Genomic DNA, 23,229 nt, shown 5'->3' with positions numbered 1-23,229 from the left:
GAACGCGTTTGCGTGGGCTGGATAGCCGCGCCTAGTGACAAGCTACCTTCGCTTAACGGAAAGCGTGGTTGACATGCTCGGGGGTGAGTGACAAGCTTCCTTTACCGATTCGATAAGGACGCGTGCCATGCTCATGAACCCGGCAATCCGCCGTTATTACCGCCGCATCCTGCCGCTCGGCCTTGTCTACGCGGTGTTGCTGGTCGCGATCGTCGCCCTGTTCTGGCGCGGGGCGCTGCATGGTCCGATCGCCTATGTCGCAGCGTTGCTGCCCGCGGTGCCGCTGATCGGCACTTTCGTTGCGCTTGGCCAATATATGGTTGAGGAAACCGACGAGTATCTGCGCATGTTGATGATCCGTCAGTCGCTGATCGCCAGTGGGTTCATGGTCAGCGTCATGACCGCATGGGGCTTTCTCGAAGGCTTCGGGTTGGTCCCGCACATCGTGTCCTATTACGCGGCGGTGCTATGGTTCGCCGGGCTGTGGATCGGCTGGGGGTATAATATCGTGGCAATTCGGCGCCCGGCGTGAAAAACCGCCTCAAGGTGCTGCGCGCCGAACGGGACTGGAGCCAGGGCGATCTCGCCGAGCGCCTCGAAGTGTCAAGGCAGAGCGTCAACGCGATCGAGACGGGACGCTACGATCCGTCTTTGCCGCTCGCGTTCAAGATTGCCGAACTGTTCGGGCTGGCGATCGAGGATATCTTCACCAGCCCGTCGGAGGAGCCCGTGACATGATTGCGCACCTCAAAGCCCGCCTTGCCGCCACCGTGGTCACGCTGATGATTGCCCTGCATCCCGTCGGAAGCGATGCGCAGTCTGCCCCCGCGGCCGCGCCAAAGGTCGAGGCGGGCGCGACGCAGATGCCGCATATCTCGGTGCAGACGATCGGCAAGGGCACGCCGGTGATCCTTATTCCGGGGCTGTCGTCGCCGCGCGCGGTATGGGCGGGCGTCGTTCCCACGCTCGCCAAGTCACACCGAGTGTATGTGGTGCAGGTCAACGGCTTCGGCGGCGACGATCCGCGCGCGAACCTGTCGTCGGGCATTCTCGACGGGATCGTCGCCGACCTCCACACGCTGACTGCCACGTCGATCACTGGGTCGAAGCTCGGCAAGCCCGCGATCGTCGGGCATTCGATGGGCGGCCTGGTCGCGTTGATGCTGGCCAAGGCGCATCCGGAAGACGTCGGCAAGCTGATGATCGTCGATTCGCTACCGTATATCGGCGAGATCTTCGCACCCGGTGCGACCGTGGCGGCGCTCGAACCGCAGGCCAAGGCGATGCGCGCGGGCATGGCCGCGGCGTACGGCAAGCCGGCCAACTTGGCGGCGAACGCGGCGCTTGCCGAGCGCATGGCACTGAAGCCCGCCTCTCGCGCGGCGGTCGCCGGCTGGGCGGCGAAGGCGGATGCGCGCGTCGCGGCGCAGGCGATGTACGAGGACCTGATCACCGACCTGCGTCCCGCTATGGCGTCGATCGCAGCCCCGATCACGCTGGTCTATCCGTGGAACGCGGTCGGACCGACCAAGCCGGTTGCCGACGCGCTCTATCGGAAGGCCTATGCCACTGCACCGCAGGTAACCTTCGTCGATATCGGCGATGCGGCGCACTTCGTGATGCTGGATCAGCCTGCCGCGTTCCAGGCTGCACTCGACGCCTTTCTCCGCGACTGAGGGGCGGCTAAGGTGTCGGCATGACCGACATCGCCACGCCGCCTGCACCGACGCCCCCCGTCAAAGCCCCCGTCAAGGAGCGCCCTCGCCTCGCCTATCATCACACGCCTGGGACAGGTCCGACTCTGGTGTTCCTGTCGGGCTATGCCTCCGACATGAACGGCACCAAGGCGGTGACGCTGGAGGCTTGGGCGAAGTCCGAGGGGCGTGCGTTCCTGCGGTTCGATTATGGCGGGTGCGGGCAGAGCGAGGGGGCGTTCGAGGACCAGACGCTGGTCGACTGGCGCGACGACGTACTGGCGATGATCGACGCACTCGCCGAAGGCTCCGCGATCCTGGTAGGATCGTCGCTGGGCGGGTGGCTAATGCTGATGGTGGCCAAGCTGCGCCCCGACCTGGTCAAGGGGTTGGTCGGGATCGCTCCAGCGCCCGACTTCACCGACTGGGGCTTCACCACCGACGAGAAGATGACGCTGCTCAGCAACGGGAGGCTCGAGCGCAAGAACCCCTACGGCCCCGAACCGACGGTCTATACCCGCGCATTCTGGTCGTCGGGTGAGGCGAACCGGCTGATGTTCGGCGAGATCGCGTTCGACGGGCCGGTCCGGCTGGTCCAGGGACAGCGCGATCCGGACGTGCCGTGGCACCGCACCGCGCGCCTCGCCGAGCTGTTGCGTTCAGCCGATGTGCAGACGTGGCTGGTCAAGGACGGTGACCACCGCCTGTCGCGCGACAGCGACATTTCCCTCATCATCCGGGCGGTCGAGGATGTGATCGCCGCCCTATGATCTTCATTTTGCTCGCTTTCGCTGCCGCTCAGACCGCTGGCCAAGCCACTGGCCAGACCTCCGGCTTGGCACCGGCGCAGGCCGGGCCGCTCGACATCCGGGTCGACCGGTTGCGGCGCTGTATCGCGCTCGTCCAGACCGATCCCGCAGCCGCGCGGGCCGAGGCGGCGCGGTGGCGGATCGCAGGCGGGCGCTTCGCCGCGCGCGAATGTGCCGGGCTCGCCTATGCGGCGGAGAAGGCGTGGCCGGCGGCGGCGGGCGAGTTCGAGGAGGCCGCGCGGGCGGCGCAACTCGCCAAGAATGCCGGCGCGGCGACCTATTGGGCGCAGGCGGGAAATGCGTGGCTCGCAGCGGCGGATCCGGCCAAGGCGCGGGCAGCGCTCGATTCCGCGCTGACCGCGGGAACGTTGACCGGTTTGCCGCTGGGTGAGGCTCAGCTCGATCATGCGCGGGCTCTGGTGGCGACGGGCGATCTGGAGTCGGCGCGGACCGATATCGACCTGGCGCTGACCAATGCCGCGGACGATCCGCTGGCGTGGCTGTTGTCGGCGACGCTGGCGCGGCGCGAGGGGAATCCGGCGCGGGCGAAGAAGGATATCGGCGAAGCGTTGAAGCGATCGGCGGACGATGCTTCGGTACAGCTGGAGGCCGGGAATATCGCTGCGCTGACGGGCGACGAGGCCGGGGCGCGTTCGGCGTGGGGTCAGGCGGCGCGGTTGGCGCCGGATACGCCGGTGGGGCGGAGTGCGGTGGCGGCGTTGCGGCAGTTCGACGGGCAGGCTAGCGATCCTCGTCCCCGCGCGCCGATCGGGCGCTAGCGCCCGCTTCCTTGTTCTCCCGCGAAGGCGGGAGCCCAGACTGGGTCCCCGCCTTCGCGGGGAAACAAGCTTCCCTAGAAGCCCTACCCTTTCACGCCACGCAAGCCATCCCTATCTGCGCTTCCGAACAACCCTCGGAGCGAGCATGAAATATCTCCACACGATGATCCGCGTGACCGATCCGGCGAAGACGATCGCGTTCTTCGAGCTGCTCGGGCTGAAGGAAGTCCGGCGGATGGAGAACGAGAAGGGTCGCTTCACGCTGATCTTCCTGTCGGTCCCCGGCGACGACGGCGCCGAGGTCGAGCTGACGCACAATTGGGATCCCGAGGAGTATGACGAGGGTCGTAATTTCGGCCACCTCGCCTACCGCGTCGACAATATCTACGAGACTTGCCAGCGGCTGATGGACTCGGGCGTGACGATCAACCGGCCGCCGCGCGACGGCCACATGGCGTTCGTGCGGACGCCCGACAACATCTCGATCGAGCTGTTGCAGGCGGACGGTGCGCTCGATCCCGCCGAGCCGTGGGTGTCGATGCCGAACACCGGCAAGTGGTAAGCCTCTGATGCTCGATATCGTCCGCGTGCCGGTGCTTTCCGACAATTACGCCTGGCTGATCCACGACACCGTCTCGGGCGAGACGGTGGTGGTCGATCCGGGTGAAGCGGGGTCGGTGATCGCCGCCGCGAAGAAGCGCGACTGGCGGATCGACCGGGTGTGGACGACGCACTGGCATCCCGATCATACCGGCGGGAATGCCGAGATGAAGGCGTACGGCGCGACGGTCGTCGGCCCGGCGGCCGAGGCGGACAAGATCCCGACGCTCGACGAGCAGGTCGGTGAAGGCGATGTCGTTCGTCTTGGTACGCACGAGGCGACCGTGATGACGGTGCCGGGGCATACGCAGGGGCATATCGCGTTCCACTTTGCCGACGATGCGGCGATCTTCACCGGCGACACGCTGTTCGCGATGGGGTGTGGCCGGCTATTCGAGGGGACGCCGGAGGATATGTTCGCGAACATGCAGCGATACGCGACGCTGTCGGACGAGACCGAGGTGTTCTGCGGGCATGAATATACGCAGAGCAACGGGCGGTATGCGCTGGTTGCCGAGCCGGACAATGCGGACATCGTCGCGCGGATGGTCGAGGTCGATGCGGCGCGCGCGAAGGGCGAGCCTACCGTGCCGACGACGATCGGGCGCGAGCGGGCGACCAATCCGTTCCTGCGCGCGACGTCGGTCGAGCAGCTAGCCCGCTATCGTGCGGCGAAGGATGCGTTTCGCGGATAAAGGGCGCATGAGGGTGGCGGGGATTTTGAGGAGCGTTGCGATGCGTATGCGGACCTTGCCACTCTTGATGCTGCCGGCTGTAGTGCTTGGCGCGTGTACGCAGACCCAGGCGGAGGTCGAGCGTGCACAGGTGCGCGACTCGGAGGTGCAGGCAAAGCTGGCGAAGGAACTCGCTGGACTGGTGCCGGGCAAGCCCGAGACGTGCATCAGCCAGTTCCCGCAGAAGCAGAGCTCGGGTTACGGCGCGACGATCCTGTACCGGGTCAACAGCGGGCTGGTGTACCGCAGCGATACCGTGGGCGGATGCGAGGGCATCGCGCGCGGCGATATCCTCGTGACGCGGACGCCGACCGGGCAACTGTGCCGCGGCGACATCGCGCAGACGTTCGACCAGGCGTCGCGCTTTCCGACCGGGAGTTGCAGCTTCGGCGCGTTCATCCCGTATCGGAAGCCGTGATGCGTGGGGTGATTCTGGCGGCGGCGGCGCTGCTGACGGTGGGGATGCTCGGCGCGGGCAAGTCGGACCCGTTGGCGGGACGGACTGCGGGTGCGCCGGTGCGGTGCATCGATCTTCAGCAGCTCAACGGGCCTGAGATCGTCGACGCGCATACGATCCTGTATCGGCAATCGGGCAAGCGGATCTGGAAGACGGGGCCGGTCGGCGAGTGCCCTTCGCTGCGGCCCTTCGATACGCTGATCGTCGATGTTTATGGCGGGCAATTGTGCCGGAACGATCGGTTCCGGACGGTGTCGGTGGGTATGTCGATCCCGTCGGGATATTGCCGGTTTCGCGATTTCACGCCGTATGACAAGGTGAAGTAGGGGGTGTCGGGGTAGGAAGTTCATCGCCCCAATATTTCCGTAGCGTACCTAACTGCACAACCCCGGCGGAGGCCGGGGCCCAGCTGGAAAGGTCGTTGTAACGAAGTACCGTCCTCCACTATTATCGGCCCCCAACTGGGCCCCGGCCTTCGCCGGGGTGGTGGGTAGCGAGGTGACCTCTCTCGATTATCATCCCCCTTCCCCGTCATCCTGACGAAAGTCAGGACCCAGAGTGCCACGCGCTTCCCCTAGTAACTCTGGGTCCTGACTTTCGTCAGGATGACGGATACGCGTTATTTCCGTGCGGGCTGCGCGTTACTCTCGTGCAGACAACGGGGGCTTAGTCCGCGAACACCGCGGCGCGCTTTTCCATGTTGGCGCGGACCTGTTCGATCTGGTTCGGGGTGCGGATGACCTTCAGTTGCTCTTCGGTTTCGGCGTGCAGGATCGTGGTCGCGTCCGCATCCGCAGCGAGGTTGTAGAGGCGCTTCGAGCCTTGGATCGCGTGGGGGTTCCTCGCGGCGATCTCGCGGGCGAGCATGATCGCCTCGCCGAGCGGGTCTTCGGACAGACGCGTGACGAAGCCGTGCCGCAGCGCTTCCGCGCCATCGAACTCGCGGGCGGTGTAGGTGAGCTCGCGGAGCACGTCGTCGCGGGCGAGCGTGCGCCATAAGGCGATCCCGGCCATGTCGGGGACCAGGCCCCAATGGGTCTCGCGGATCGCGAAGCGGGCTTGCGGGTGAGCGATGCGGATGTCGGCGCCGGACATGATCTGAAATCCGCCGCCGAACGCGACGCCGTGGATGGCGGCGATCACCGGCATGGGCAAGGTCCGCCAGCCCCAGGCGACTTGCTGGGGAAGGTTCGCACCCTCCGCCGTCCTTTCGCCGAGCCCCAGCCCCGATCCGCCATTCGCCATCGATGCCATGTCCAGCCCAGCGCAGAACGCCTTACCCTCGCCCGAGAGGACGACGCAGCGCACTTCGGTCATTCCCTTGAGCCGGTCGATCGCGGCGGCGATGCCCTCGAACATCGCCGGGTCGATCGCGTTCATCTTGTCGGCGCGCGCGAGGCGGACGTCGGCGATGCCTTCGGTGACGGTGAGGGTGACCCGGTCGTTCATTCTGGCGATCCTCTTGATCTTTGCGCGAACGCTAACCGCGCCTGGGCCCACCTGCAACGGCGCCCGCAATGTTGCGCGCGGCCACCCGCCGTGTAGAGGCGGGCAATGGCTGGTTTTAATCCACAATGGTTTGCGACGCGCGGGTTCGGCGGGCACGGCGCCGCGCTGGGGATGCGCTATCACGCGCATGGCGACGACTGGGCGGAGCTTGCGCTGCCCTATGACGAACGGCTGATCGGCGATCCGGCGAGCGGCGTGATCGCGTCGGGGCCGATCATCACGATGATGGACATGGCGACGAGTCTCGCGATCTGGATCAAGCGGCAAGCATTCGTGCCGCACGCGACGCTCGACCTGCGGGTCGATTATCTGCGCCCGGCGACACCGGGTAAGACCGTGATCGGGCGCGGCGAGTGCTACCGGATCACGCGCTCCATCGCGTTTGTGCGCGGGCAGGCGCATGACGGCGATCCGGACGATCCGCTGGCGCATGTCGCGGGGACCTTCATGGTGGTGGGCGATGTCGCCGGGATGGGTCTCGACAGAAGGATCGAGGCATGACGATCGGCTTGCCTCCCTATGCCGAGATTCTCCGCGTGTCGGTCGAAGCCGAGGACGGCGCGCCACCCGTGCTGCTGATGCCGTTTGCGGATGACGTGCTGGGGCGGCCGGGGTTTCTGCATGGCGGTGCGATTTCGGGGTTGCTGGAGATGGCGGCGATTGCGGCTTTGCAGCATGCGTTGGAGGCCGAAGGTGGCGGGCGGATCAAGCCGGTCAACGTCACGGTCGATTTCATGCGAGGTGGTCGGGACAAGCCTACGCGGGCGGCGGGCGTGGTGACTCGGTTGGGGACGCGGGTGGCGAATGTCGAGGCGACCGCCTGGCAGGACGAGCGGGAGAAGCCGATTGCGGCTGCGCGGATGAACTACCTGATCGTGCGGGACTAGCGCGCTTCTGCTCCCCTTCCGCTTAGCGGGAGGGGTCGGGGGAGGGGTGTGCCTCACAGACCGGACGCCAGTACGTACGTCGCGCCCTCCCCTGACCCCTCCCGCAAGCGGGAGGGGAATTTGGCTTACTTCGCGGTCAGTTTGATCAGGCGGCCTTGTGAGTCGCCGCCGTCTTCCAGCACCCAGATCGCGCCATCCGGGCCTTGTTCGACTTCGCGGATTCTTGCCCCCATGTCCCATTGGTCGCCTTTTGCCGCGTTGGTGCCGGTGAGGTGGACGCGGACCAGCGACTTCGAGGACAACCCGCCAATGAACGCGTCGCCCTTCCACTGCGGGAACATGCTGCCCGAATAGATCATCAGGCCGCCGGGGGAGATGACCGGGTTCCAGAACACCTTAGGAGGCTCATAGCCGTCACCGGGCTTGTGATCGGGGATATCCGAGCCGTCGTAGTTGCTACCGTTCGAGGCGTTGGGCCAGCCATAGTTGAGGCCGGGCTTGATCAAATTGACCTCGTCGCCGCCCTTCGGCCCCATCTCTTGCTCCCAGAGATTGCCCTGCTTGTCGAACGCAATGCCGAGCAGGTTGCGGTGGCCGTAGCTCCAAATCTCGGGTGCGAAACCCTTGGCCGCAAGCGGGTTTCCGGGGGCGGGCTTGCCGTCGAGCGTGAGGCGCAACACCTTGCCGAGCGTCATCTTCGGGTCCTGCGCCGGGGTGAATTTCTGGCGCTCGCCGTTGGTGAAGAACAGGTATTTGCCGTCGGGCGAGAACGCGATTCGGCCGGAGTAATGGCCGTTGCCTTCGACGAAGGGCCGCGCGCTGAACAGCGCCTCGATCTCGCCGAGACGCGTGCCGCCACCACCATCCGGACGCAGGCGACCGCGTGCGAGGACGACGCCCTTGCCGCCCTCGCCTGCGGTCGAATAGCTGAAATAGACGCGCTGGCTGGTCGCGAAGTCGGGTGCGAGGACGACGTCCATCAGCCCGCCCTGCCCGGCCGAATCGACCGTGAGCGTCGCGACCGTCTGGCGCGACTTGCCGTCGGTGGAGACGAGCAGCATCTCCCCCTTCTTCTCGGTGACCAGCATGCGCTTGTCCGGCAGGACCGTCATCGCCCAGGGCGAATCGAAGTCGGCGACCACCGTCTCCTTGAACGGCTTGCCCGCTGCGGCCGGTTGCGCGGAACAGGCGGTCGAGGCGAGCAGCGTGGTTGTCAGCAACCCAGTGGCGAACAGCGTTTTGCGAATCATGATCTTCTCCCGGAAATCCCTGCGCTAACGCAGCGTACTAAACGAAGGTTGCTCCCGCTTGCGGACCAGCGCCACCCCGCGTATAGAGGCACCACTTCTCTACATCGCCAGATGAAGAGGCTGCGGGGCTTGCTCCGCGGCGGCAATCACCTGTGCTTTGGCCCTGTTTGGAATTTCGATGGCGAATATCGCCCTGCTGACCGACCTGATCGAACCCGAGGCGACCGCGCTCGGCCTCAGCCTCGTGCGCGTGCGCATGCAGGGCGGCAAGTCCGATCCGACGTTGCAGGTGATGGCCGAGCGTCCCGACACGCGCCAGCTGGTGATCGAGGATTGCGCCGAGCTGTCGCGCCGCATCTCGGACAAGTTCGATGCGCTCGAGGCCGAGGGTAAGGACCCGGTCGGCGAGGACGCGTATCGTCTGGAAGTGTCGAGCCCCGGTATCGATCGTCCGCTGACCCGGCTCCAGGACTTCGCAGACTGGGAAGGCCAGGAGGCGCGCATCCGCCTCGTCGAGCCTTTCGAGGATCGCAAGCAGATCTCGGGCAATTTGATGGGCGTCGAGGGGACGAAGATCACCGTCGACGTCAACAAGCACAAGCTCATGACGATCGACTTTTCGCAAGTCGCAGACGCCAAGCTCGTCATGACCGACCGTCTCATCGCCGCGACCGCGCCGCTTTCGATCGAAGGCGCGGACGAGGTTTTCTATCAAGATACGCCTACCGATGAGCCCGATGCTCACGAGGCCGACACCGAAGAAGGACAGCATTGATGGCCACGGCAGTCACCGCAAACCGCGCGGAACTGATCGCGATCGCGAATTCGGTCGCGTCGGAGAAGATGATCGACAAGGCGATCGTGATCGAGGCGATGGAGGACGCGATCCAGCGCGCCGCCCGCTCGCGCTACGGCGCCGAGAACGACATCCGCGCGAAGCTCGATCCGAACACCGGCGATCTGCGCTTGTGGCGCGTCGTCGAAGTGGTCGAGGCGGTCGACGATTATTTCAAGCAGGTCGACGTCAAGGGCGCGCAGAAGCTCCAGAAGGACGCAGCGCTGGGCGACTTCATCGTCGATCCGCTGCCTCCGATCGAGTTCGGCCGCATCGCCGCCCAGGCTGCCAAGCAGGTCATCTTCCAGAAGGTCCGCGACGCCGAGCGCGAGCGCCAGTTCGAAGAGTATAAGGACCGCGCGGGCGAGATCATCACCGGCGTCGTCAAGCGCGTCGAGTTCGGCCATGTCGTCGTCGACCTGGGCCGCGCCGAGGGCGTGATCCGCCGCGACGCGCAGATCCCGCGTGAAGTAGTGCGCGTCAACGACCGCATCCGCTCGCTGATCCTCAACGTCCGCCGCGAGAACCGTGGGCCGCAGATCTTCCTCAGCCGTGCGCACCCGGACTTCATGAAGAAGCTGTTCGCGCAGGAAGTGCCCGAGATCTACGACGGTATCATCGAGATCAAGGCAGCGGCTCGCGATCCCGGTTCGCGCGCGAAGATCGGCGTCATCTCGCATGATTCGAGCATCGATCCGGTCGGCGCTTGCGTCGGCATGAAGGGTAGCCGCGTTCAGGCCGTCGTTCAGGAAATGCAGGGCGAGAAGATCGACATCATCCCCTGGTCGCCCGACATCGCGACCTTCGTCGTCAACGCGTTGCAGCCGGCATCCGTGTCGCGCGTCGTGATCGACGAGGAAGAAGAGCGCATCGAGGTGGTCGTTCCCGATGACCAGCTGTCGCTGGCGATCGGTCGTCGAGGCCAGAACGTGCGGCTCGCGTCGCAGCTGACCGGCAAGGCGATCGACATCCTCACCGAGGCGGATGCGTCGGAGAAGCGCCAGAAGGACTTCGTCGAGCGCTCGGCGATGTTCGAAAAGGAGCTCGACGTCGACGAGACGCTCGCACAGCTGCTGGTCGCCGAAGGGTTCACGAACCTCGAAGAGGTCGCCTATGTCGAGGTCGAAGAGATCGCCGGCATCGAGGGCTTCGACGAGGATCTGGCGGGCGAGTTGCAGAACCGTGCGACCGAGGCGCTCGAGCGTCGCGACGCTGCGAGCCGCGAAGAGCGTACCGCGCTCGGCGTCGAGGACGCGCTGGCCGGCATGCCGTATCTCAACGAAGCGATGCTGGTCACGCTCGGCAAGGCGGGTATCAAGACGCTCGACGACCTCGCCGATCTGGCGACCGACGAACTGGTCGAGAAGAAGCGCGTCGAGCCACGTCGTCGCAACGAAGATGCGCCGAAGCGTCCTGAGCCCAAGGGCGGGATTCTCGCGGAATATGGCCTGAGCGACGAGCAGGGCAACGAGATCATCATGGCCGCTCGCGCGCACTGGTTCGAGGACGAGGCGCCCGAGGCTTCGGCCGACGACGTCGAGGCGGACGAGACTCCGGTGGAAGAGGCTTCGGCTGACGGCGCTGTTGTTGAGGAGGCTGTTGTCGAGGACGCTGCGACTGAAGAGACGACGGCCGACGAAGCCGTGGTTGAGGACGCTTCGGCGGACGACGCTTCGGTCGAGGACGCTTCGGTTGAAGACGCGGCGGACAAGACCGACACGAAGAGCGAGGGCGACAAGGCCTGATGCCCTTCGTCAGCATCCGCATCTCGGGGTCCGCCACCAAGGACCAGAAGTCCGGCATCGTCGCCGACGTCACCCAGTCGCTCGTGCAGCGGCTGGGAAAGAACCCGGCTGCGGTGCAGATCGTGATCGAAGAGGTCTCGACCGAGAATTACGGCGCGGGCGGCCAGCTGCTGGTCGACCGCGACGCTCCAAAGACGACTCCAGCGCAGGAGGACGCACATGCGGAACCCTCCCGATGAGGCGCTAGGACGTACCACCTCTTCTCCGTCACCCCGGACTTGTTCCGGGGTCCACCGGTCGGCATTCTCTACGGCCGGCGGGTTAGCGGAACCGTGGATGCCGGAACGAGTCCGGCATGCCGGGGGGTTAGGGCAGCGGTTCGAGACCGAGGCTAGTGGCGAGGTCGTCCCAATGGGGATTGTCTCTCTCGATCAGGTTCATCTTCCAGTCGCGGTGCCACTTCTTGATTCGCTTCTCGGACGCGATGGCGGCTTCCATCGTGTCGGCCATTTCGTACCAGACCAGGCGGATGATGCCGTGGCGTTTGGTAAAGCCTTCGAAGGTGCCTTCGCGGTGCTGGAGGATGCGGCCGATAAGGTTGGACGTGACGCCGACGTACAGCGTGCCATTGTAGGCGTTACAGAGGATATAGACGCAGGGCTGTCTGTTCCTCATGGCTTGGAGAGTGCAGCACCGTGGACCCCGGAACAAGTCCGGGGTGACGAGGTATTACGTCATGCCGGGCTTGTTCCGGCATACACCTATCCGCGTACCGAAGGGATCGCCGCATGACCGACGAACCCATCCGCAAGTGCATCCTCTCGGGTGAGCGCGACGTGCGGCCGCACCTCGTGCGACTCGCGTTGTCGCCCGATGGCCAGATCCTTCCCGACGTGCGCGCCAAGGCTCCGGGCCGCGGCGCATGGATCGGCGTCACGCGAGTCGAACTCGAAGCCGCGATCAAGAAGGGCAAGCTCAAGGGCGCTCTCTCCCGCGCGTTCAAGACCGGCGAGTTCACCATCGATCCCGAGCTTCCCGCCAAGATCGAATCCGCGCTGGAGCGTAACGCGCTCGACCGGCTCGGGCTCGAATCGCGCTCCGGCACGGTGCTGATCGGCTCCGACCGGATCGAGCAGAACGCGCGCCAGGGCAAGCTGAAGGCGCTGTATCACGCGTCCGACGCGGCCGAGGACGGCAACCGCAAGCTCGATCAGGCGTGGCGCATCGGCAACGATGTCGAGGGCTCGGGTTTGCGGGGGTTGGCACTCCCGGTATCGCGCACCATATTGGCGTTGGCGCTGGGGCGGGAAAATGTGGTACACATTGGCCTGACCGACCGCGCTGCAGCAAAGCGGGTGAGCGAAGCGCTCGACCGTTGGCTGCATTTTATCGGCCCCGAACCTTCTTCCGTGTCTTGCGAAACGGCCTCGCAGGGCGCATCGGCGTCACCACAAAATGGGGCGCCACCGATACAACAGGCGTCCGGATCGACCGGAACACGCCCGGCCGTGGACATGACTGAGGAATTTGAGTGAGCGACACGGACAACGAGAAGCCGAAACTTGGCATGCGCGCACCTTTGGGTGTGAAGCGCACGGTCGAGACCGGCCAGGTGAAGCAGAGCTTCAGCCACGGCCGATCGAATACGGTGATCGTGGAAACCAAGCGCGCGCGCGTCCTGCGCCGTCCGGGCGAGCCCGACGTGCAGGTCGCGGATGCCGCACCGGTTGCCGCGCCCGCCCCGGCGGCTGCCCCCGCAGCCCCGGCACCGCAGGCGCGTGCACCGCAGCCTGCGCCCGCCCCCGTGCGTCAGCAGCAGAGCAATCTGTCGCCGCAGGAGCGCCAGGCCAAGCTGCTCCGCGAGGCCGAAGAGCAGCGCATGAACACGCTGGAGGAAGGGCGTCGTCGCCAGGAAGCCGAACGGGCCAAGGCGATCGAAGACGAGCGTAATCGCGTCGCCGATCGTGCGCGTGCCGAGGCTGAAGCCAAGGCGCCGAAGCCGGTCGAGGCTCCTGCGCCCGCACCGGCCCCTGTGGTCGAAGCGGCTCCCGCTCCGGTCGCGGCTCCGACGCCAGCGCCTGCGCCGGTCGAAGCCTCCGTTGCTGCGGCGCCTGCCCCGGCACCGGTTGCCGCGGCTCCTGCGCCTGCACCGAAGCCTGCTCCGGTAGTGGCTGCTCCTGCGCCGGCTCCAAAGCCTGCACCCGCGCCTGTCGCTCCGCCGGCACCGCCGCCCGTCATTGAACTGACCCGCGATCCGGCGTTCCCGGCACCGCGCCGGTTCTCGCCGGTGGCGCGTCCCGAGCGTCCTCCGCCGCCGCCAAAGCCTGTCGCGGCACCCGCTGCCGCAGCGCCGACCACGGCTGCGAATGCCGGCACGACCGCGGCGCGTCCCGGCGCGACCGGTGTCAATGCTCCGGCCGGTGGCGTCCGTCGCGACGCTGTCCCCGCGCGTCCGCAGCAGCGTGACCGCAAGGGTGACGATCGTCGCACCTCGGGCAAGCTCACCGTCAACCGCGCACTCGGCGATGGTGATGGTGCACGCGCTCGCTCGCTCGCCGCGCTGAAGCGTGCGCGCGAGAAGGAGCGTCGTGGCACCGGTGGTCCGCGCGAGGCGCAGGCCAAGCAGATCCGCGATGTCGTCGTCCCAGAGGCGATCACGGTGCAGGAACTCGCCAACCGCATGGCCGAAAAGGGTGCTGACCTCGTCAAGGCGCTGTTCAAGATGGGCATGCCCGTCACGATGACGCAGACGATCGACCAGGATACCGCCGAGTTGCTCGTCACCGAGTTCGGCCACAACCTGACGCGCGTCAGCGATGTCGACCAGGATCTGGCCAACGACACGATTGACGATGCCGAGGAGACGCTGAAGCCGCGTGCCCCGGTCGTCACGATCATGGGTCACGTCGATCACGGCAAGACGTCGCTGCTCGATGCCCTGCGCGGCACCGACGTGGTGCGCGGCGAAGCGGGTGGCATCACCCAGCATATCGGCGCGTACCAGGTCACGCTGAAGGACAAGTCGAAGATCACCTTCCTCGACACCCCGGGCCATGAGGCGTTCACGCAGATGCGTGCGCGTGGCGCGGACGTCACCGACATCGTCATCCTGGTGGTGGCGGCGGACGACGGCCTGATGCCGCAGACGGTGGAGGCGATCGCCCACACCAAGGCGGCGGGCGTGCCGATGATCGTCGCGATCAACAAGATCGACAAGGAAGGCGCCAATGCCCAGAAGGTGCGCGAGCGCCTGCTGAGCGAGGAGATCGTGGTCGAGGACATGGGCGGCGACGTCCAGGACGTCGAAGTCTCCGCGACGAAGAAGATCGGTCTCGATGCGTTGATCGAGAAGATCCAGCTCCAGGCCGAACTGCTCGAACTGCGCGCCAATCCGGATCGCGCGGCCGAGGGTACGGTGATCGAGGCCAAGCTCGACAAGGGTCGTGGCCCGGTCGCGACGATCCTCGTCAACCGCGGTACGCTGCGGGTCGGCGACATCTTCGTGGTCGGCGGCGAGAGCGGCAAGGTCCGCGCGCTGGTCGACGACAAGGGCAAGCAGATCAAGGAAGCGGGTCCGGCGATGCCGGTCGAGGTCCTCGGTCTGTCGGGTGTTCCGCAGGCGGGCGATCCGTTCCAGGTGGTCGAGAACGAGGCACGCGCCCGCGAAGTCGCGGAATATCGTCGCAGCGTGAAGACCGACAAGCGGACCGCCTCGGTTCCTGCCAGCCTCGAGAGCATGTTCTCGGCGCTGAAGGAAAAGCAGGCGATCGAATATCCGCTGGTCGTGAAGGCGGATACGCAAGGCACGGTCGAGGCGATCGTCGGGGCGATCAACAAGATCTCCACCGACCTGATCAAGGCACGCGTGCTGAGCTCGGGCGTCGGCGGCATCACCGAGTCGGACGTCACGTTGGCGGCCGCTTCGGGTGCTCCGATCATCGGCTTCAACGTTCGTCCGAACGCCAAGGCCCGCGAGATCGCCGAGCGCCAGAAGGTCGCGTTCAAGTATTACGACGTGATCTACGACCTGATCGACGAGATCCGGGCGGGGATGGCTGGCGAGCTTGGGCCGGAAGCGTTCGAGACGGTCGTCGGTCGTGCCGACATCCGCGAGGTCTTCTCGGCGGGCAAGCACGGCAAGGCGGCAGGTCTGCTCGTCACCGAGGGCAACATCCGCAAGGCGCTCAAGGCACGCATCACGCGCAACGACGTCATCATCTACCAGGGCGAAATCGCATCGCTGCGTCGCTTCAAGGATGATGTCGCCGAGGTCCGTGCGGGGCTCGAGTGCGGCGTGACGTTCACGTCGAACTTCGTCGACATCAAGGCCGGCGACGTCCTCGAGACGTTCGAAGTCGAGATGCGCGAACGCACGCTTTGAGGCCTAGAGCCCTCTCCCCCGCGGGGAGAGGGTTGGGTGAGGGGCGGTACCGCGCGACAGCGTTCGTGGCAGCCCCTCACCCCCACCCTCTCCCCGGAGGGGCGAGGGAGTTAAAAGAATGAAGACCGATACCCCAGAAGCAAAAGCCGTCCGCTCGTTGCGAGTCGGCGAGCAAGCGCGTCATGCGCTGTCCGACATCCTCGCGCGCGGCGATGTCCACGATCCGGTGCTCGAAAAGCACCTCGTGACGATCACCGAAGTCCGCATGTCCCCCGACCTCCGACACGCCACCGTTTTCGTGAAGCCGTTGCTCGGCAAGGACGAAGAAAAGGTGCTGAAGGCGCTGCGCACCAACACCGCCTACCTTCAGCGCGAAGTCGCGAACCGTGTGCAGATGCGGTATGCCGCCAAGCTTAAGTTCCTCGCGGACGAGAGCTTCGACGAGGGTACGCACATCGAGGCGCTGCTGCGTGACCCGCATATCGCGCGGGATCTGGCGGAAGATTGATTCTGTCGGACTGCTACCCCCGCGCTTGTAGTCAGTCGGGAGCTACGGCTGGTCGGGCAACTGCCTTTCCCGTTCCTCCGCTCCTCGCGCCCTCGTCTCCCTCTTCCGTTCGTGCTGAGTAGAGACCGAGTAGGCTCGAAGAGCCGTATCGAGGGCTCGTATCGAAGCACAGATTCCCCGCGCCAACCCATCCTTCGATACGCCGCTTCGACAAGCTCAGCAGCTACTCAGGACGAACGGGAATATCAGGGTTGGATCGGCTGAGCAGCGCATCTAACGCGGCATTGGGCGTAGCAGCGGCAGCTATCCAGTCAGGTGCGCCCATCCAAACATGGCCGCATCGACGTCGCCAGCATTTGGCCCGAACTCCAGTGCCCAAGATGCGCGCGGCAAGCCGAACTCCACAGTGTCCGCTACGGCGATCGCGAGCCATTTCCCGCCGCTATAAACACCCTGATAGCGATCCTGAACAACGATAACGGGATACAAGGCGTTTGGAATTTCGCTGGACATAGTCGGTCCTTCCGGCTTCCAGACTAGCATGGCCAAGCTGTATTTCTACTACGCCTCGATGAACGCGGGGAAGTCGACGAACCTGTTGCAGGCGGACTTCAACTACCGCGAGCGGGGGATGCGGACGATGTTGTTCACGGCGGCGATCGACGATCGGTTCGCGGCGGGGACGATCACGTCGCGGATCGGGCTGGAGGCGCCGGCGATCGCGTTCGATGCGGGGACGGATATCGGGGCCTGCGTGGTTCGGCAGCACGGCGAGGACGCGATCTCGTGCGTACTGGTGGATGAGGCGCAGTTCCTGACGTCCGCGCAGGTCGATCAACTCGCGCATATCTGCGACATGGTTGGTATACCGGTGCTGGCGTACGGGTTGCGGACCGATTTCCAGGGGGCGCTGTTTCCGGGGTCGGCGCGGTTGCTGGCGCTCGCGGACTCGCTGGTGGAGATCAAGTCGGTCTGCGGGTGTGGGCGGAAAGCTACGATGAACCTGCGGGTCGATGAGAACGGGCGGGCGATTGCCGAGGGACAGCAGACCGAGATTGGCGGGAACGATCGCTATGTTGCGCTGTGTCGGCGGCATTTTACCGAGGCGTTGGCGTAACGCCCCCACTCCCGTCATCCTGACGAAAGTCAGGACCCAGGGTACCGGACACCGTCTTTTGTGGCTCTGGGTCCTGACTTTCGTCAGGATGACGGAGTGAGTGGGGACCGCTCCCGCTTCAACTAAGCTCTAGGACTTATACGCATGCATGGCTGGATCATTCTCGACAAGCCGCTGGGGCTTGGCTCGACGCAGGGCGTTTCGGCGGTGAAGCGGGCTTTGCGGAGCGGCGGGTATGGGAAGTTCAAGGTGGGGCATGGGGGCACGCTCGACCCGCTCGCTACCGGGGTTCTGCCGATCGCCGTCGGGGAGGCGACGAAGCTGGCCGGGCGGATGCTCGATAGCGACAAGATCTATGACTTTACGGTGATGTTCGGGGTTCAGACGGATACGCTCGATGCCGAGGGGGTGAGCATCGCTACCTCCGACGTGCGACCGACTCTGGTGGCGGTGGAGGCGGTTCTCGCGCAGTTCACCGGGCCGATTTCCCAGGTCCCGCCCGCCTATTCAGCGCTGAAGGTGGATGGAGAGCGGGCTTATGACCTAGCGCGGGCGGGACACGAGGTAGTGCTGGCTAGCCGCGCCGTGACGATTCACTCGCTATCCTCCCCGGTACGGGGAGGGGGACCAGCGCAGCTGGTGGAGGGGGGCTTCCGCGGGCGTTCCGCTGGTGGCGAGCCCCCCTCCACCGCCGTCCAAGCGGACGGCGGTCCCCCTCCCCGTGCCGGGGAGGAATTGCAGGAGGCCCCCCTGCCCCACACTCCCCTGGAGGAGTTCACGCTTACCGCGCATGTGTCGAAGGGCACCTACATCCGTTCCCTCGCGCGCGACATCGCGATCGCCCTAGGCACCGTCGGCCACGTCACGATGCTCCGCCGCACCAAAGCCGGCCCGTTCGACCTCACCGCCGCGATATCGCTGGACAAACTGGACGAACTCGCTAGAGGCAACGCGCTTGAAGATGTACTTCTGCCCTTGAGGGTGGCGCTGGACGACATCCCGGCTCTCTCCCTCACCCCCGACCAGGCAGGGGCGCTCCGACAGGGGCGTATCTTGGCCGGGATCGCCGCAGACGATGGCCAATACTTCGCCGAACTGGACGCTGTCCCGGTCGCGCTGGTCGAGGTCGAGGACGGAGACGTCCGGGTCGTTCGCGGTTTCAATCTGTGATGTCGAGGACATGAATTCATGACGATTACCGCTGAACGCAAGACCGAGCTCGTCAAGGAGCATTCGCGCGCCGAGGGTGACACCGGTTCGCCGGAAGTCCAGGTCGCGATCCTGACCGAGCGCATCAAGAACCTGACCGAGCATTTCAAGGGCCACAAGAAGGACAACCACTCGCGTCGTGGTCTTCTCATGATGGTCAACAAGCGCCGGACGCTGCTGGATTATCTCCGTCACAAGGACGGCCAGCGCTATCTGGATCTGATCGCGAAGCTCGGTCTCCGCAAGTAACACGAACGGCTCCCCTCGGGGGGCCGTTTTCGTATATAGGGTTGTTCTCCCGCGAAGGCGGGAGTCCAGACTGGGCCCCCGCCTTAGCGGGGGAACAAGGAACTGGAGCGGCGGCAATTCGGCCACCCCTCCTGGGATGACAATTCATCCCACACCGCCGCGGGCCGGCTAAGCCCGCACATAGGCCCCGTTCGCATCTGGCGACCGGAGTGAAGGAAAAAGAATGTTCGATACCAAGACCGTAAGCGCCCAGTGGGGCGGAAAGACGCTGACGCTCGAGACCGGCCGCGTCGCGCGCCAGGCAAACGGCGCAGTCCTCGCCACCCTCGGCGAGACCGTCGTTCTGTGCGCCGTGACGGCTGCACGGACCGTCAAGGAAGGGCAGGATTTCTTCCCGCTCACCGTCCATTACCAGGAGAAGTTCTCCGCGAGCGGCCGCATCCCCGGCGGCTTCTTCAAGCGTGAGCGCGGCGCGACCGAGAAGGAGACGCTGACCAGCCGTCTCATCGATCGCCCGATCCGCCCCCTCTTCCCAGAGGGTTTCTACAACGAGATCAACGTGATCTGCCAGGTTCTGTCGTATGACGGCGAGAACGAGCCGGACGTCCTCGCGATGGTCGCCGCATCGGCCGCGCTGACGATCTCGGGCGTGCCGTTCATGGGCCCGATCGGCGCAGCGCGCGTCGGCTATGTCGATGGCGCGTACATCCTCAACCCGACGCTGGAAGAAGCCAAGGCTGGCGATCTCGACCTCGTCGTCGCCGCCACCGGCCAGGCCGTGATGATGGTCGAATCGGAAGCCAAGGAGCTTTCGGAAGAGATCATGCTCGGCGCCGTGCAGTTCGCCCACAAGGCCTGCCGCGAAGCCGCCAACCTGATCATCGATCTGGCCGAGAAGGCTGCCAAGGATCCTTGGGAAATGGCCGAACAGGCTGATCTCTCGACCGCCAAGGACAAGCTGAAGAAGCTGATAGGCAAGGACATCGCGGCCGCCTACAAGGTGACCGACAAGTCCAAGCGTTCGGACCTGCTGAATGCCGCTCGTGCGAAGGGCAAGACCGCATTTGCGGACGCGTCGCCGCAGGACCAGATGGCAGCCGGCAAGCTGATGAAGAAGCTGGAGGCGGAGATCGTCCGCGGCGCCATCCTCAAGGACGGCACCCGCATCGACGGCCGCACCACCACGCAGATCCGTCCGATCGAGGCGATGGTCCACTTCCTCCCGCGTACGCACGGCTCGGCCCTGTTCACGCGCGGCGAGACGCAGTCGATCTGCACCACCACGCTCGGTACGCGCGATGCGGAGCAGATGATCGATGGTCTCAACGGCCTGTCGTACGAAAACTTCATGCTGCACTACAACTTCCCTCCCTATTCGGTCGGTGAAGTCGGTCGCTTCGGTGCGCCGGGTCGTCGCGAAGTCGGTCACGGCAAGCTCGCATGGCGCGCGCTGCACCCGGTGCTGCCGACCAAGGAAGAGTTCCCGTACACGATCCGCGTTCTGTCGGACATCACCGAGAGCAACGGATCGTCGTCGATGGCGACGGTCTGCGGCGGTTCGCTGTCGATGATGGATGCCGGCGTTCCGCTGAAGCGTCCGGTGTCGGGCATCGCGATGGGCCTGATCCTCGAGGGCAAGAACTTCGCGGTTCTCAGCGACATCCTCGGCGACGAGGATCACCTCGGCGACATGGACTTCAAGGTGGCTGGCACGTCCGAGGGCATCACCACGATGCAGATGGACATCAAGATCGCCGGCATCACCGAGGAGATCATGGGCAAGGCGCTGGCGCAGGCCAAGGAAGGCCGCGCGCACATCCTGGGCGAGATGGCCAAGGCGCTCGACCACACCCGTGAGGAACTGTCGGCACACGCACCGCGCATCGAGAGCTTCCAGATCGACAAGTCGAAGATCCGTGAAGTCATCGGCACCGGCGGCAAGGTGATCCGCGAGATCGTCGCGCAGACCGGTGCCAAGGTCGACATCGACGACGAGGGCGTGATCAAGGTGTCGTCGTCCGACCCCGCGCAGATCGAAGCCGCGATCAAGTGGATCAAGGGCCTCGTCGAGGAAGCCGAAGTCGGCAAGGTCTATGACGGCAAGGTCGTCAACCTGGTCGATTTCGGGGCGTTCGTGAACTTCATGGGTGGCAAGGACGGTCTCGTCCACGTGTCCGAAATCAAGAACGAGCGCGTCGAGAAGGTTTCCGACGCGCTGACCGAAGGCCAGGAGGTCAAGGTCAAGGTTCTCGAGATCGACCCGCGCGGCAAGGTTCGCCTGTCGATGCGCGTCGTCGACCAGACGACCGGCGAAGAGCTGGAGGACACGCGTCCTGCACGCGAGCCCCGCGAGGGTGGCGATCGTGGTCCGCGCGGTCCGCGTCGTGACGGCGATGGCGGCCGTGACGCCGGCAACGGTGGCGGCGGTGGTCGTGGTCCGCGCGGCGAAGGCGGAGGCGGTGACCGCGGCTCGCGCGGCCCGCGTCGCGACGGCGATGGCGGCCGTGACGCAGGCGGCAACGGCGGTGGCCGCGGCCCGCGTCGTGACGGCGGCGGAAACGGCGGCGGCGAGCGTGCTGCACGCACCGACGGCGACAAGGCTCCCGAGTTCGCTCCGGCGTTCCTGACCGGCGATCGCGACTAAGCCTTTGCCGCCTAACGGCAATTGATGGAGGGGCTCGGGAGACCGGGCCCCTTTCTCATGTCAGGCTCGCTTTGCCGCGTTATGGTCCGATAAGACGATTAATGTCGGAACGGAGCGGCATGCCGGAAGTTCGAACCGGTATGAACGCCATTCGCAAATCTGTCATACTGATCGTCGACGACGACGCGCTCGTCCGTGTCCATTCCAACCTCGCGCTGGAGGATGCCGGCTACGAAGTCGTCGAAGCGACCAATGCGGCCGACGCACTCGTCAAGCTCAAGGAACGGCCCGATATCGCCGCCCTGTTCACCGATGTCCGCATGCCGGGAGCTCTAAACGGGATCGACCTCGCGCATGCGGTCCACGCGCAACGTCCCGACATCGCGATCCTGGTCACCTCGGGCGCCGACAACGGTGCGTCGTCCGCCCTCCCCGCGGCTGCGCGGTTTCTGCAAAAGCCCTATACGAAGGCGCAGCTCAGCCAGATGCTCCAGCACGGACAGACAGTGCCCGCATAGACCTGATAGCGATGTCGCGGTTACTGGCCTCGATCCGCGCCGCCGACGATAGTCGTTGCCGCCCACGATAATTGGGATCACCCTCCGCCCCTGAACATCGACTCGTGGGGGCGGCATGATGGCGGCAGCGAACACTTTGGCGGGCACACCGCGAAACGCCTTCGCCAGCGAGCGGCGCTTCTTCCTCGGCATGGCGATAGCGATCGCGGCGACGGTGATCCTAGGCTTCACGGTTAACGCCGCGCGAATGCATTGGACGTTCTTTGCGTTACCCATCCAAGTTCATGTGCACGCCGCCGCTTTTCTATCATGGATCATACTTTACGTCGTTCAGAACTGGCTGATCGTGCGCGGTTCGATCACGCGCCATCGCCAGCTGGGGGTGCTGGGCGCGGGTATCGCGTTGACGATGGTCGTGCTTGGCATCGTCACCACCGTCATGGCGATCCAGCAGCACCGCGTACCGCCGTTCTTCCCGCCGGGCATTTTCCTCGTGCTCGATGTGCTGGGAGTGATCGGCTTTGGCATCCTCACTGCTTGGGCAATCGCGCTGCGCAAACAGGCGGCATGGCACAAGCGGCTGATGCTGTGCGGGACGATCCTGGTCATGTCGCCGGCGCTTGGGCGGCTCCTGCCGATGCCGCAGCTGGGCAAGTTCGCGCCGCTTGCGGTGTTCGCGTCGATGGCGGTGTTCGTGATCGCGGGGATGATCTTCGACCTGCGCGTACGCGGGAAGATACATCCGGCCTATTACTGGGGTGGTGGCGTGCTGGTCGTGACCAATGTTCTGGTCGGTCCGCTCGGCTTCAGCCTGCCCGTGCTGCGGGTGGTCGAGCGCCTTGCTGCGTGATTGGGTCACGTGATCGGAGCAAATGCTGGAATAGTGGGGAGCTTCTGTTGCTCGGTGCCCCCCGTACCGCCGGTGTCCACTTCTGTTGCCCGGTGTGGCCCGAACCGCGCTTTCGTCCGTATAACCTAGGTCGTTAGACCGTCAGTTATGCGGCAATTGCGAGTGCTTCGTTATCGTTGGCACTTGTGTATGGGCCGTTGCGGTGGTCCCATTCCGAGCGAAACATAGCGTCGTTGAACACACGTCGATCCTAGTTCGACCCCGTCATCGTCCCCCTCTTGCGAAGAGGGCGGTGGTGGAGTCGCCGGGTACTGCCCCCGGGTCCGCTGTGTCTATGACACGCCACGGTTTATCGCCATAGCCGCCAAGAGAAGATTCCCCCGACGGCATAACCGATATAGGCGCGACACAGCGCGATGAAAAGCCCGAGTCCGACGGCTTTTTTATTACCTAA

General features: G+C 65.3%; 27 protein-coding genes and 1 other RNA gene. 23 read left to right on the top strand and 5 right to left on the bottom strand.

The window, feature by feature from the left end; all coding sequences use genetic code 11:
* The first annotated feature begins 127 nt into the window (after positions 1-127).
* The 9 genes from ASF09_RS12925 to ASF09_RS12885 all read left to right on the top strand — a co-directional run bounded on the left by ASF09_RS12925 (position 128) and on the right by ASF09_RS12885 (position 5,399).
* Positions 128-532 carry a hypothetical protein gene (locus tag ASF09_RS12925; RefSeq protein ID WP_060526588.1) on the top strand — a complete coding sequence of 135 codons (405 nt, stop codon included), beginning with the start codon at positions 128-130 and terminating at the stop codon, positions 530-532.
* Entirely contained in the window at positions 529-738 is a 210-nt protein-coding gene (locus ASF09_RS12920; RefSeq protein WP_060526587.1) for a helix-turn-helix transcriptional regulator, read from the top strand. The genes ASF09_RS12925 and ASF09_RS12920 overlap by 4 nt, the downstream gene beginning before the upstream one ends.
* Positions 735-1,676, top strand: coding sequence for an alpha/beta fold hydrolase (locus ASF09_RS12915; RefSeq protein ID WP_060526586.1), 942 nt, complete (start codon positions 735-737; stop codon positions 1,674-1,676). The genes ASF09_RS12920 and ASF09_RS12915 overlap by 4 nt, the downstream gene beginning before the upstream one ends.
* A gap of 20 nt (positions 1,677-1,696) precedes the next feature.
* Positions 1,697-2,464 carry an alpha/beta fold hydrolase gene (locus tag ASF09_RS12910; RefSeq protein WP_060526585.1) on the top strand — a complete coding sequence of 256 codons (768 nt, stop codon included), beginning with the start codon at positions 1,697-1,699 and terminating at the stop codon, positions 2,462-2,464.
* Complete coding sequence (locus ASF09_RS12905) at positions 2,461-3,282, top strand: tetratricopeptide repeat protein (protein ID WP_156359354.1); 822 nt, start codon at positions 2,461-2,463, stop codon at positions 3,280-3,282. Before ASF09_RS12910 ends, ASF09_RS12905 begins: the two co-directional genes overlap by 4 nt.
* A gap of 145 nt (positions 3,283-3,427) precedes the next feature.
* Positions 3,428-3,844, top strand: coding sequence for a VOC family protein (locus ASF09_RS12900; protein WP_060526584.1), 417 nt, complete (start codon positions 3,428-3,430; stop codon positions 3,842-3,844).
* Between the two features lie 7 nt (positions 3,845-3,851).
* Positions 3,852-4,577, top strand: a complete 726-nt coding sequence (gene gloB / locus ASF09_RS12895; RefSeq protein WP_060526583.1) for a hydroxyacylglutathione hydrolase — start codon at positions 3,852-3,854, stop codon at positions 4,575-4,577.
* Positions 4,578-4,617: 40 nt separating this feature from the next.
* On the top strand, positions 4,618-5,034 hold the full coding sequence (locus ASF09_RS12890) for a hypothetical protein (protein ID WP_156359353.1): 417 nt from the start codon (positions 4,618-4,620) through the stop codon (positions 5,032-5,034).
* Entirely contained in the window at positions 5,034-5,399 is a 366-nt protein-coding gene (locus ASF09_RS12885) for a hypothetical protein (RefSeq protein WP_235529819.1), read from the top strand. The genes ASF09_RS12890 and ASF09_RS12885 overlap by 1 nt, the downstream gene beginning before the upstream one ends.
* 340 nt (positions 5,400-5,739) lie before the next feature.
* Here the strand turns inward: ASF09_RS12885 and ASF09_RS12880 are convergent, their stop codons facing one another.
* Positions 5,740-6,522 (bottom strand): crotonase/enoyl-CoA hydratase family protein, encoded by a 783-nt coding sequence (locus tag ASF09_RS12880; RefSeq protein ID WP_060526581.1) that lies wholly within the window; start codon positions 6,520-6,522, stop codon positions 5,740-5,742.
* 105 nt (positions 6,523-6,627) lie between these two features.
* On the opposite strand from ASF09_RS12880, the gene ASF09_RS12875 reads away from it, so the two are divergent.
* Both ASF09_RS12875 and ASF09_RS12870 read left to right on the top strand, forming a co-directional pair.
* Positions 6,628-7,083, top strand: a complete 456-nt coding sequence (locus ASF09_RS12875) for a PaaI family thioesterase (RefSeq protein ID WP_060526580.1) — start codon at positions 6,628-6,630, stop codon at positions 7,081-7,083.
* On the top strand, positions 7,080-7,469 hold the full coding sequence (locus ASF09_RS12870; protein WP_060526579.1) for a PaaI family thioesterase: 390 nt from the start codon (positions 7,080-7,082) through the stop codon (positions 7,467-7,469). The genes ASF09_RS12875 and ASF09_RS12870 overlap by 4 nt, the downstream gene beginning before the upstream one ends.
* Before the next feature lie 125 nt (positions 7,470-7,594).
* Here the strand turns inward: ASF09_RS12870 and ASF09_RS12865 are convergent, their stop codons facing one another.
* Positions 7,595-8,719 (bottom strand): PQQ-dependent sugar dehydrogenase, encoded by a 1,125-nt coding sequence (locus ASF09_RS12865; protein WP_082444285.1) that lies wholly within the window; start codon positions 8,717-8,719, stop codon positions 7,595-7,597.
* A 178-nt stretch (positions 8,720-8,897) separates the two neighbouring features.
* Here ASF09_RS12865 and rimP point away from each other — a divergent pair, with 178 nt between their 5' ends.
* From rimP to ASF09_RS12850, 3 genes are read left to right on the top strand one after another with little or no spacing between them, the layout of a single operon-like run.
* Positions 8,898-9,494: a ribosome maturation protein RimP gene (rimP, locus tag ASF09_RS12860; protein ID WP_056051561.1), complete on the top strand. Its 597-nt coding sequence runs from the start codon at positions 8,898-8,900 to the stop codon at positions 9,492-9,494.
* On the top strand, positions 9,494-11,299 hold the full coding sequence (gene nusA / locus ASF09_RS12855; RefSeq protein WP_082444284.1) for a transcription termination factor NusA: 1,806 nt from the start codon (positions 9,494-9,496) through the stop codon (positions 11,297-11,299). The genes rimP and nusA overlap by 1 nt, the downstream gene beginning before the upstream one ends.
* A complete protein-coding gene (locus ASF09_RS12850) occupies positions 11,299-11,538 on the top strand; it encodes a tautomerase family protein (RefSeq protein ID WP_055881134.1) in 240 nt (79 codons plus the stop codon). The genes nusA and ASF09_RS12850 overlap by 1 nt, the downstream gene beginning before the upstream one ends.
* A gap of 127 nt (positions 11,539-11,665) precedes the next feature.
* On the opposite strand, the gene ASF09_RS12845 is transcribed toward ASF09_RS12850, so the two are convergent.
* Entirely contained in the window at positions 11,666-11,974 is a 309-nt protein-coding gene (locus tag ASF09_RS12845; protein WP_060526578.1) for a GIY-YIG nuclease family protein, read from the bottom strand.
* Between the two features lie 113 nt (positions 11,975-12,087).
* Here ASF09_RS12845 and ASF09_RS12840 point away from each other — a divergent pair, with 113 nt between their 5' ends.
* The 3 genes from ASF09_RS12840 to rbfA all read left to right on the top strand — a co-directional run bounded on the left by ASF09_RS12840 (position 12,088) and on the right by rbfA (position 16,188).
* The gene (locus ASF09_RS12840; RefSeq protein ID WP_060526577.1) at positions 12,088-12,834 is read left to right on the top strand and encodes a DUF448 domain-containing protein; all 747 of its coding nucleotides are present in this window, start codon (positions 12,088-12,090) and stop codon (positions 12,832-12,834) included.
* Positions 12,831-15,680: a translation initiation factor IF-2 gene (gene infB, locus ASF09_RS12835; RefSeq protein WP_060526576.1), complete on the top strand. Its 2,850-nt coding sequence runs from the start codon at positions 12,831-12,833 to the stop codon at positions 15,678-15,680. The genes ASF09_RS12840 and infB overlap by 4 nt, the downstream gene beginning before the upstream one ends.
* 118 nt (positions 15,681-15,798) lie before the next feature.
* The gene (gene rbfA / locus ASF09_RS12830) at positions 15,799-16,188 is read left to right on the top strand and encodes a 30S ribosome-binding factor RbfA (protein WP_060526575.1); all 390 of its coding nucleotides are present in this window, start codon (positions 15,799-15,801) and stop codon (positions 16,186-16,188) included.
* Between the two features lie 303 nt (positions 16,189-16,491).
* On the opposite strand, the gene ASF09_RS12825 is transcribed toward rbfA, so the two are convergent.
* On the bottom strand, positions 16,492-16,701 hold the full coding sequence (locus tag ASF09_RS12825) for a hypothetical protein (RefSeq protein ID WP_156359352.1): 210 nt from the start codon (positions 16,699-16,701) through the stop codon (positions 16,492-16,494).
* A 28-nt stretch (positions 16,702-16,729) separates the two neighbouring features.
* Here ASF09_RS12825 and ASF09_RS12820 point away from each other — a divergent pair, with 28 nt between their 5' ends.
* The 6 genes from ASF09_RS12820 (at position 16,730) to ASF09_RS12795 (ending at position 22,775) form a co-directional block, all read left to right on the top strand.
* Complete coding sequence (locus tag ASF09_RS12820) at positions 16,730-17,305, top strand: thymidine kinase (protein ID WP_060526573.1); 576 nt, start codon at positions 16,730-16,732, stop codon at positions 17,303-17,305.
* Positions 17,306-17,449: 144 nt separating this feature from the next.
* The gene (gene truB, locus ASF09_RS12815; protein WP_060526572.1) at positions 17,450-18,475 is read left to right on the top strand and encodes a tRNA pseudouridine(55) synthase TruB; all 1,026 of its coding nucleotides are present in this window, start codon (positions 17,450-17,452) and stop codon (positions 18,473-18,475) included.
* A gap of 18 nt (positions 18,476-18,493) precedes the next feature.
* Positions 18,494-18,763, top strand: coding sequence for a 30S ribosomal protein S15 (gene rpsO, locus ASF09_RS12810; protein WP_055881152.1), 270 nt, complete (start codon positions 18,494-18,496; stop codon positions 18,761-18,763).
* A gap of 223 nt (positions 18,764-18,986) precedes the next feature.
* On the top strand, positions 18,987-21,407 hold the full coding sequence (gene pnp, locus ASF09_RS12805; RefSeq protein WP_060526571.1) for a polyribonucleotide nucleotidyltransferase: 2,421 nt from the start codon (positions 18,987-18,989) through the stop codon (positions 21,405-21,407).
* A 119-nt stretch (positions 21,408-21,526) separates the two neighbouring features.
* Entirely contained in the window at positions 21,527-21,925 is a 399-nt protein-coding gene (locus ASF09_RS12800) for a response regulator (RefSeq protein ID WP_162237256.1), read from the top strand.
* A gap of 115 nt (positions 21,926-22,040) precedes the next feature.
* Complete coding sequence (locus tag ASF09_RS12795; RefSeq protein WP_060526569.1) at positions 22,041-22,775, top strand: hypothetical protein; 735 nt, start codon at positions 22,041-22,043, stop codon at positions 22,773-22,775.
* A gap of 71 nt (positions 22,776-22,846) precedes the next feature.
* On the opposite strand, the gene ssrA is transcribed toward ASF09_RS12795, so the two are convergent.
* Positions 22,847-23,202, bottom strand: a transfer-messenger RNA (tmRNA) gene (gene ssrA, locus ASF09_RS12790).
* Between the last annotated feature and the right edge of the window lie 27 nt (positions 23,203-23,229).

Source organism: Sphingomonas sp. Leaf242, from assembly GCF_001422045.1.
In the GTDB taxonomy this organism is placed as follows: domain Bacteria; phylum Pseudomonadota; class Alphaproteobacteria; order Sphingomonadales; family Sphingomonadaceae; genus Sphingomonas.
Note: the sequence above shows the minus strand (reverse complement) of the source record. Positions and strands in the feature narration are given on the sequence as shown.

Coding starts and splice junctions, on each gene's coding strand:
- ASF09_RS12825 (WP_156359352.1), bottom strand. CDS start 16,701: ATGTCCAGCGAAATTCCAAACGCCTTGTATCCCGTTATCGTTGTTCAG.
- rimP (WP_056051561.1), top strand. CDS start 8,898: ATGGCGAATATCGCCCTGCTGACCGACCTGATCGAACCCGAGGCGACC.
- ASF09_RS12915 (WP_060526586.1), top strand. CDS start 735: ATGATTGCGCACCTCAAAGCCCGCCTTGCCGCCACCGTGGTCACGCTG.
- ASF09_RS12865 (WP_082444285.1), bottom strand. CDS start 8,719: ATGATTCGCAAAACGCTGTTCGCCACTGGGTTGCTGACAACCACGCTG.
- ASF09_RS12800 (WP_162237256.1), top strand. CDS start 21,527: ATGCCGGAAGTTCGAACCGGTATGAACGCCATTCGCAAATCTGTCATA.
- pnp (WP_060526571.1), top strand. CDS start 18,987: ATGTTCGATACCAAGACCGTAAGCGCCCAGTGGGGCGGAAAGACGCTG.
- ASF09_RS12900 (WP_060526584.1), top strand. CDS start 3,428: ATGAAATATCTCCACACGATGATCCGCGTGACCGATCCGGCGAAGACG.
- rpsO (WP_055881152.1), top strand. CDS start 18,494: ATGACGATTACCGCTGAACGCAAGACCGAGCTCGTCAAGGAGCATTCG.
- ASF09_RS12795 (WP_060526569.1), top strand. CDS start 22,041: ATGATGGCGGCAGCGAACACTTTGGCGGGCACACCGCGAAACGCCTTC.
- ASF09_RS12870 (WP_060526579.1), top strand. CDS start 7,080: ATGACGATCGGCTTGCCTCCCTATGCCGAGATTCTCCGCGTGTCGGTC.
- ASF09_RS12905 (WP_156359354.1), top strand. CDS start 2,461: ATGATCTTCATTTTGCTCGCTTTCGCTGCCGCTCAGACCGCTGGCCAA.
- ASF09_RS12820 (WP_060526573.1), top strand. CDS start 16,730: ATGGCCAAGCTGTATTTCTACTACGCCTCGATGAACGCGGGGAAGTCG.
- rbfA (WP_060526575.1), top strand. CDS start 15,799: ATGAAGACCGATACCCCAGAAGCAAAAGCCGTCCGCTCGTTGCGAGTC.
- ASF09_RS12880 (WP_060526581.1), bottom strand. CDS start 6,522: ATGAACGACCGGGTCACCCTCACCGTCACCGAAGGCATCGCCGACGTC.
- ASF09_RS12890 (WP_156359353.1), top strand. CDS start 4,618: ATGCGTATGCGGACCTTGCCACTCTTGATGCTGCCGGCTGTAGTGCTT.
- ASF09_RS12875 (WP_060526580.1), top strand. CDS start 6,628: ATGGCTGGTTTTAATCCACAATGGTTTGCGACGCGCGGGTTCGGCGGG.
- ASF09_RS12885 (WP_235529819.1), top strand. CDS start 5,034: ATGCGTGGGGTGATTCTGGCGGCGGCGGCGCTGCTGACGGTGGGGATG.
- ASF09_RS12840 (WP_060526577.1), top strand. CDS start 12,088: ATGACCGACGAACCCATCCGCAAGTGCATCCTCTCGGGTGAGCGCGAC.
- ASF09_RS12910 (WP_060526585.1), top strand. CDS start 1,697: ATGACCGACATCGCCACGCCGCCTGCACCGACGCCCCCCGTCAAAGCC.
- ASF09_RS12925 (WP_060526588.1), top strand. CDS start 128: ATGCTCATGAACCCGGCAATCCGCCGTTATTACCGCCGCATCCTGCCG.
- ASF09_RS12850 (WP_055881134.1), top strand. CDS start 11,299: ATGCCCTTCGTCAGCATCCGCATCTCGGGGTCCGCCACCAAGGACCAG.
- ASF09_RS12845 (WP_060526578.1), bottom strand. CDS start 11,974: ATGAGGAACAGACAGCCCTGCGTCTATATCCTCTGTAACGCCTACAAT.
- gloB (WP_060526583.1), top strand. CDS start 3,852: ATGCTCGATATCGTCCGCGTGCCGGTGCTTTCCGACAATTACGCCTGG.
- truB (WP_060526572.1), top strand. CDS start 17,450: ATGCATGGCTGGATCATTCTCGACAAGCCGCTGGGGCTTGGCTCGACG.
- nusA (WP_082444284.1), top strand. CDS start 9,494: ATGGCCACGGCAGTCACCGCAAACCGCGCGGAACTGATCGCGATCGCG.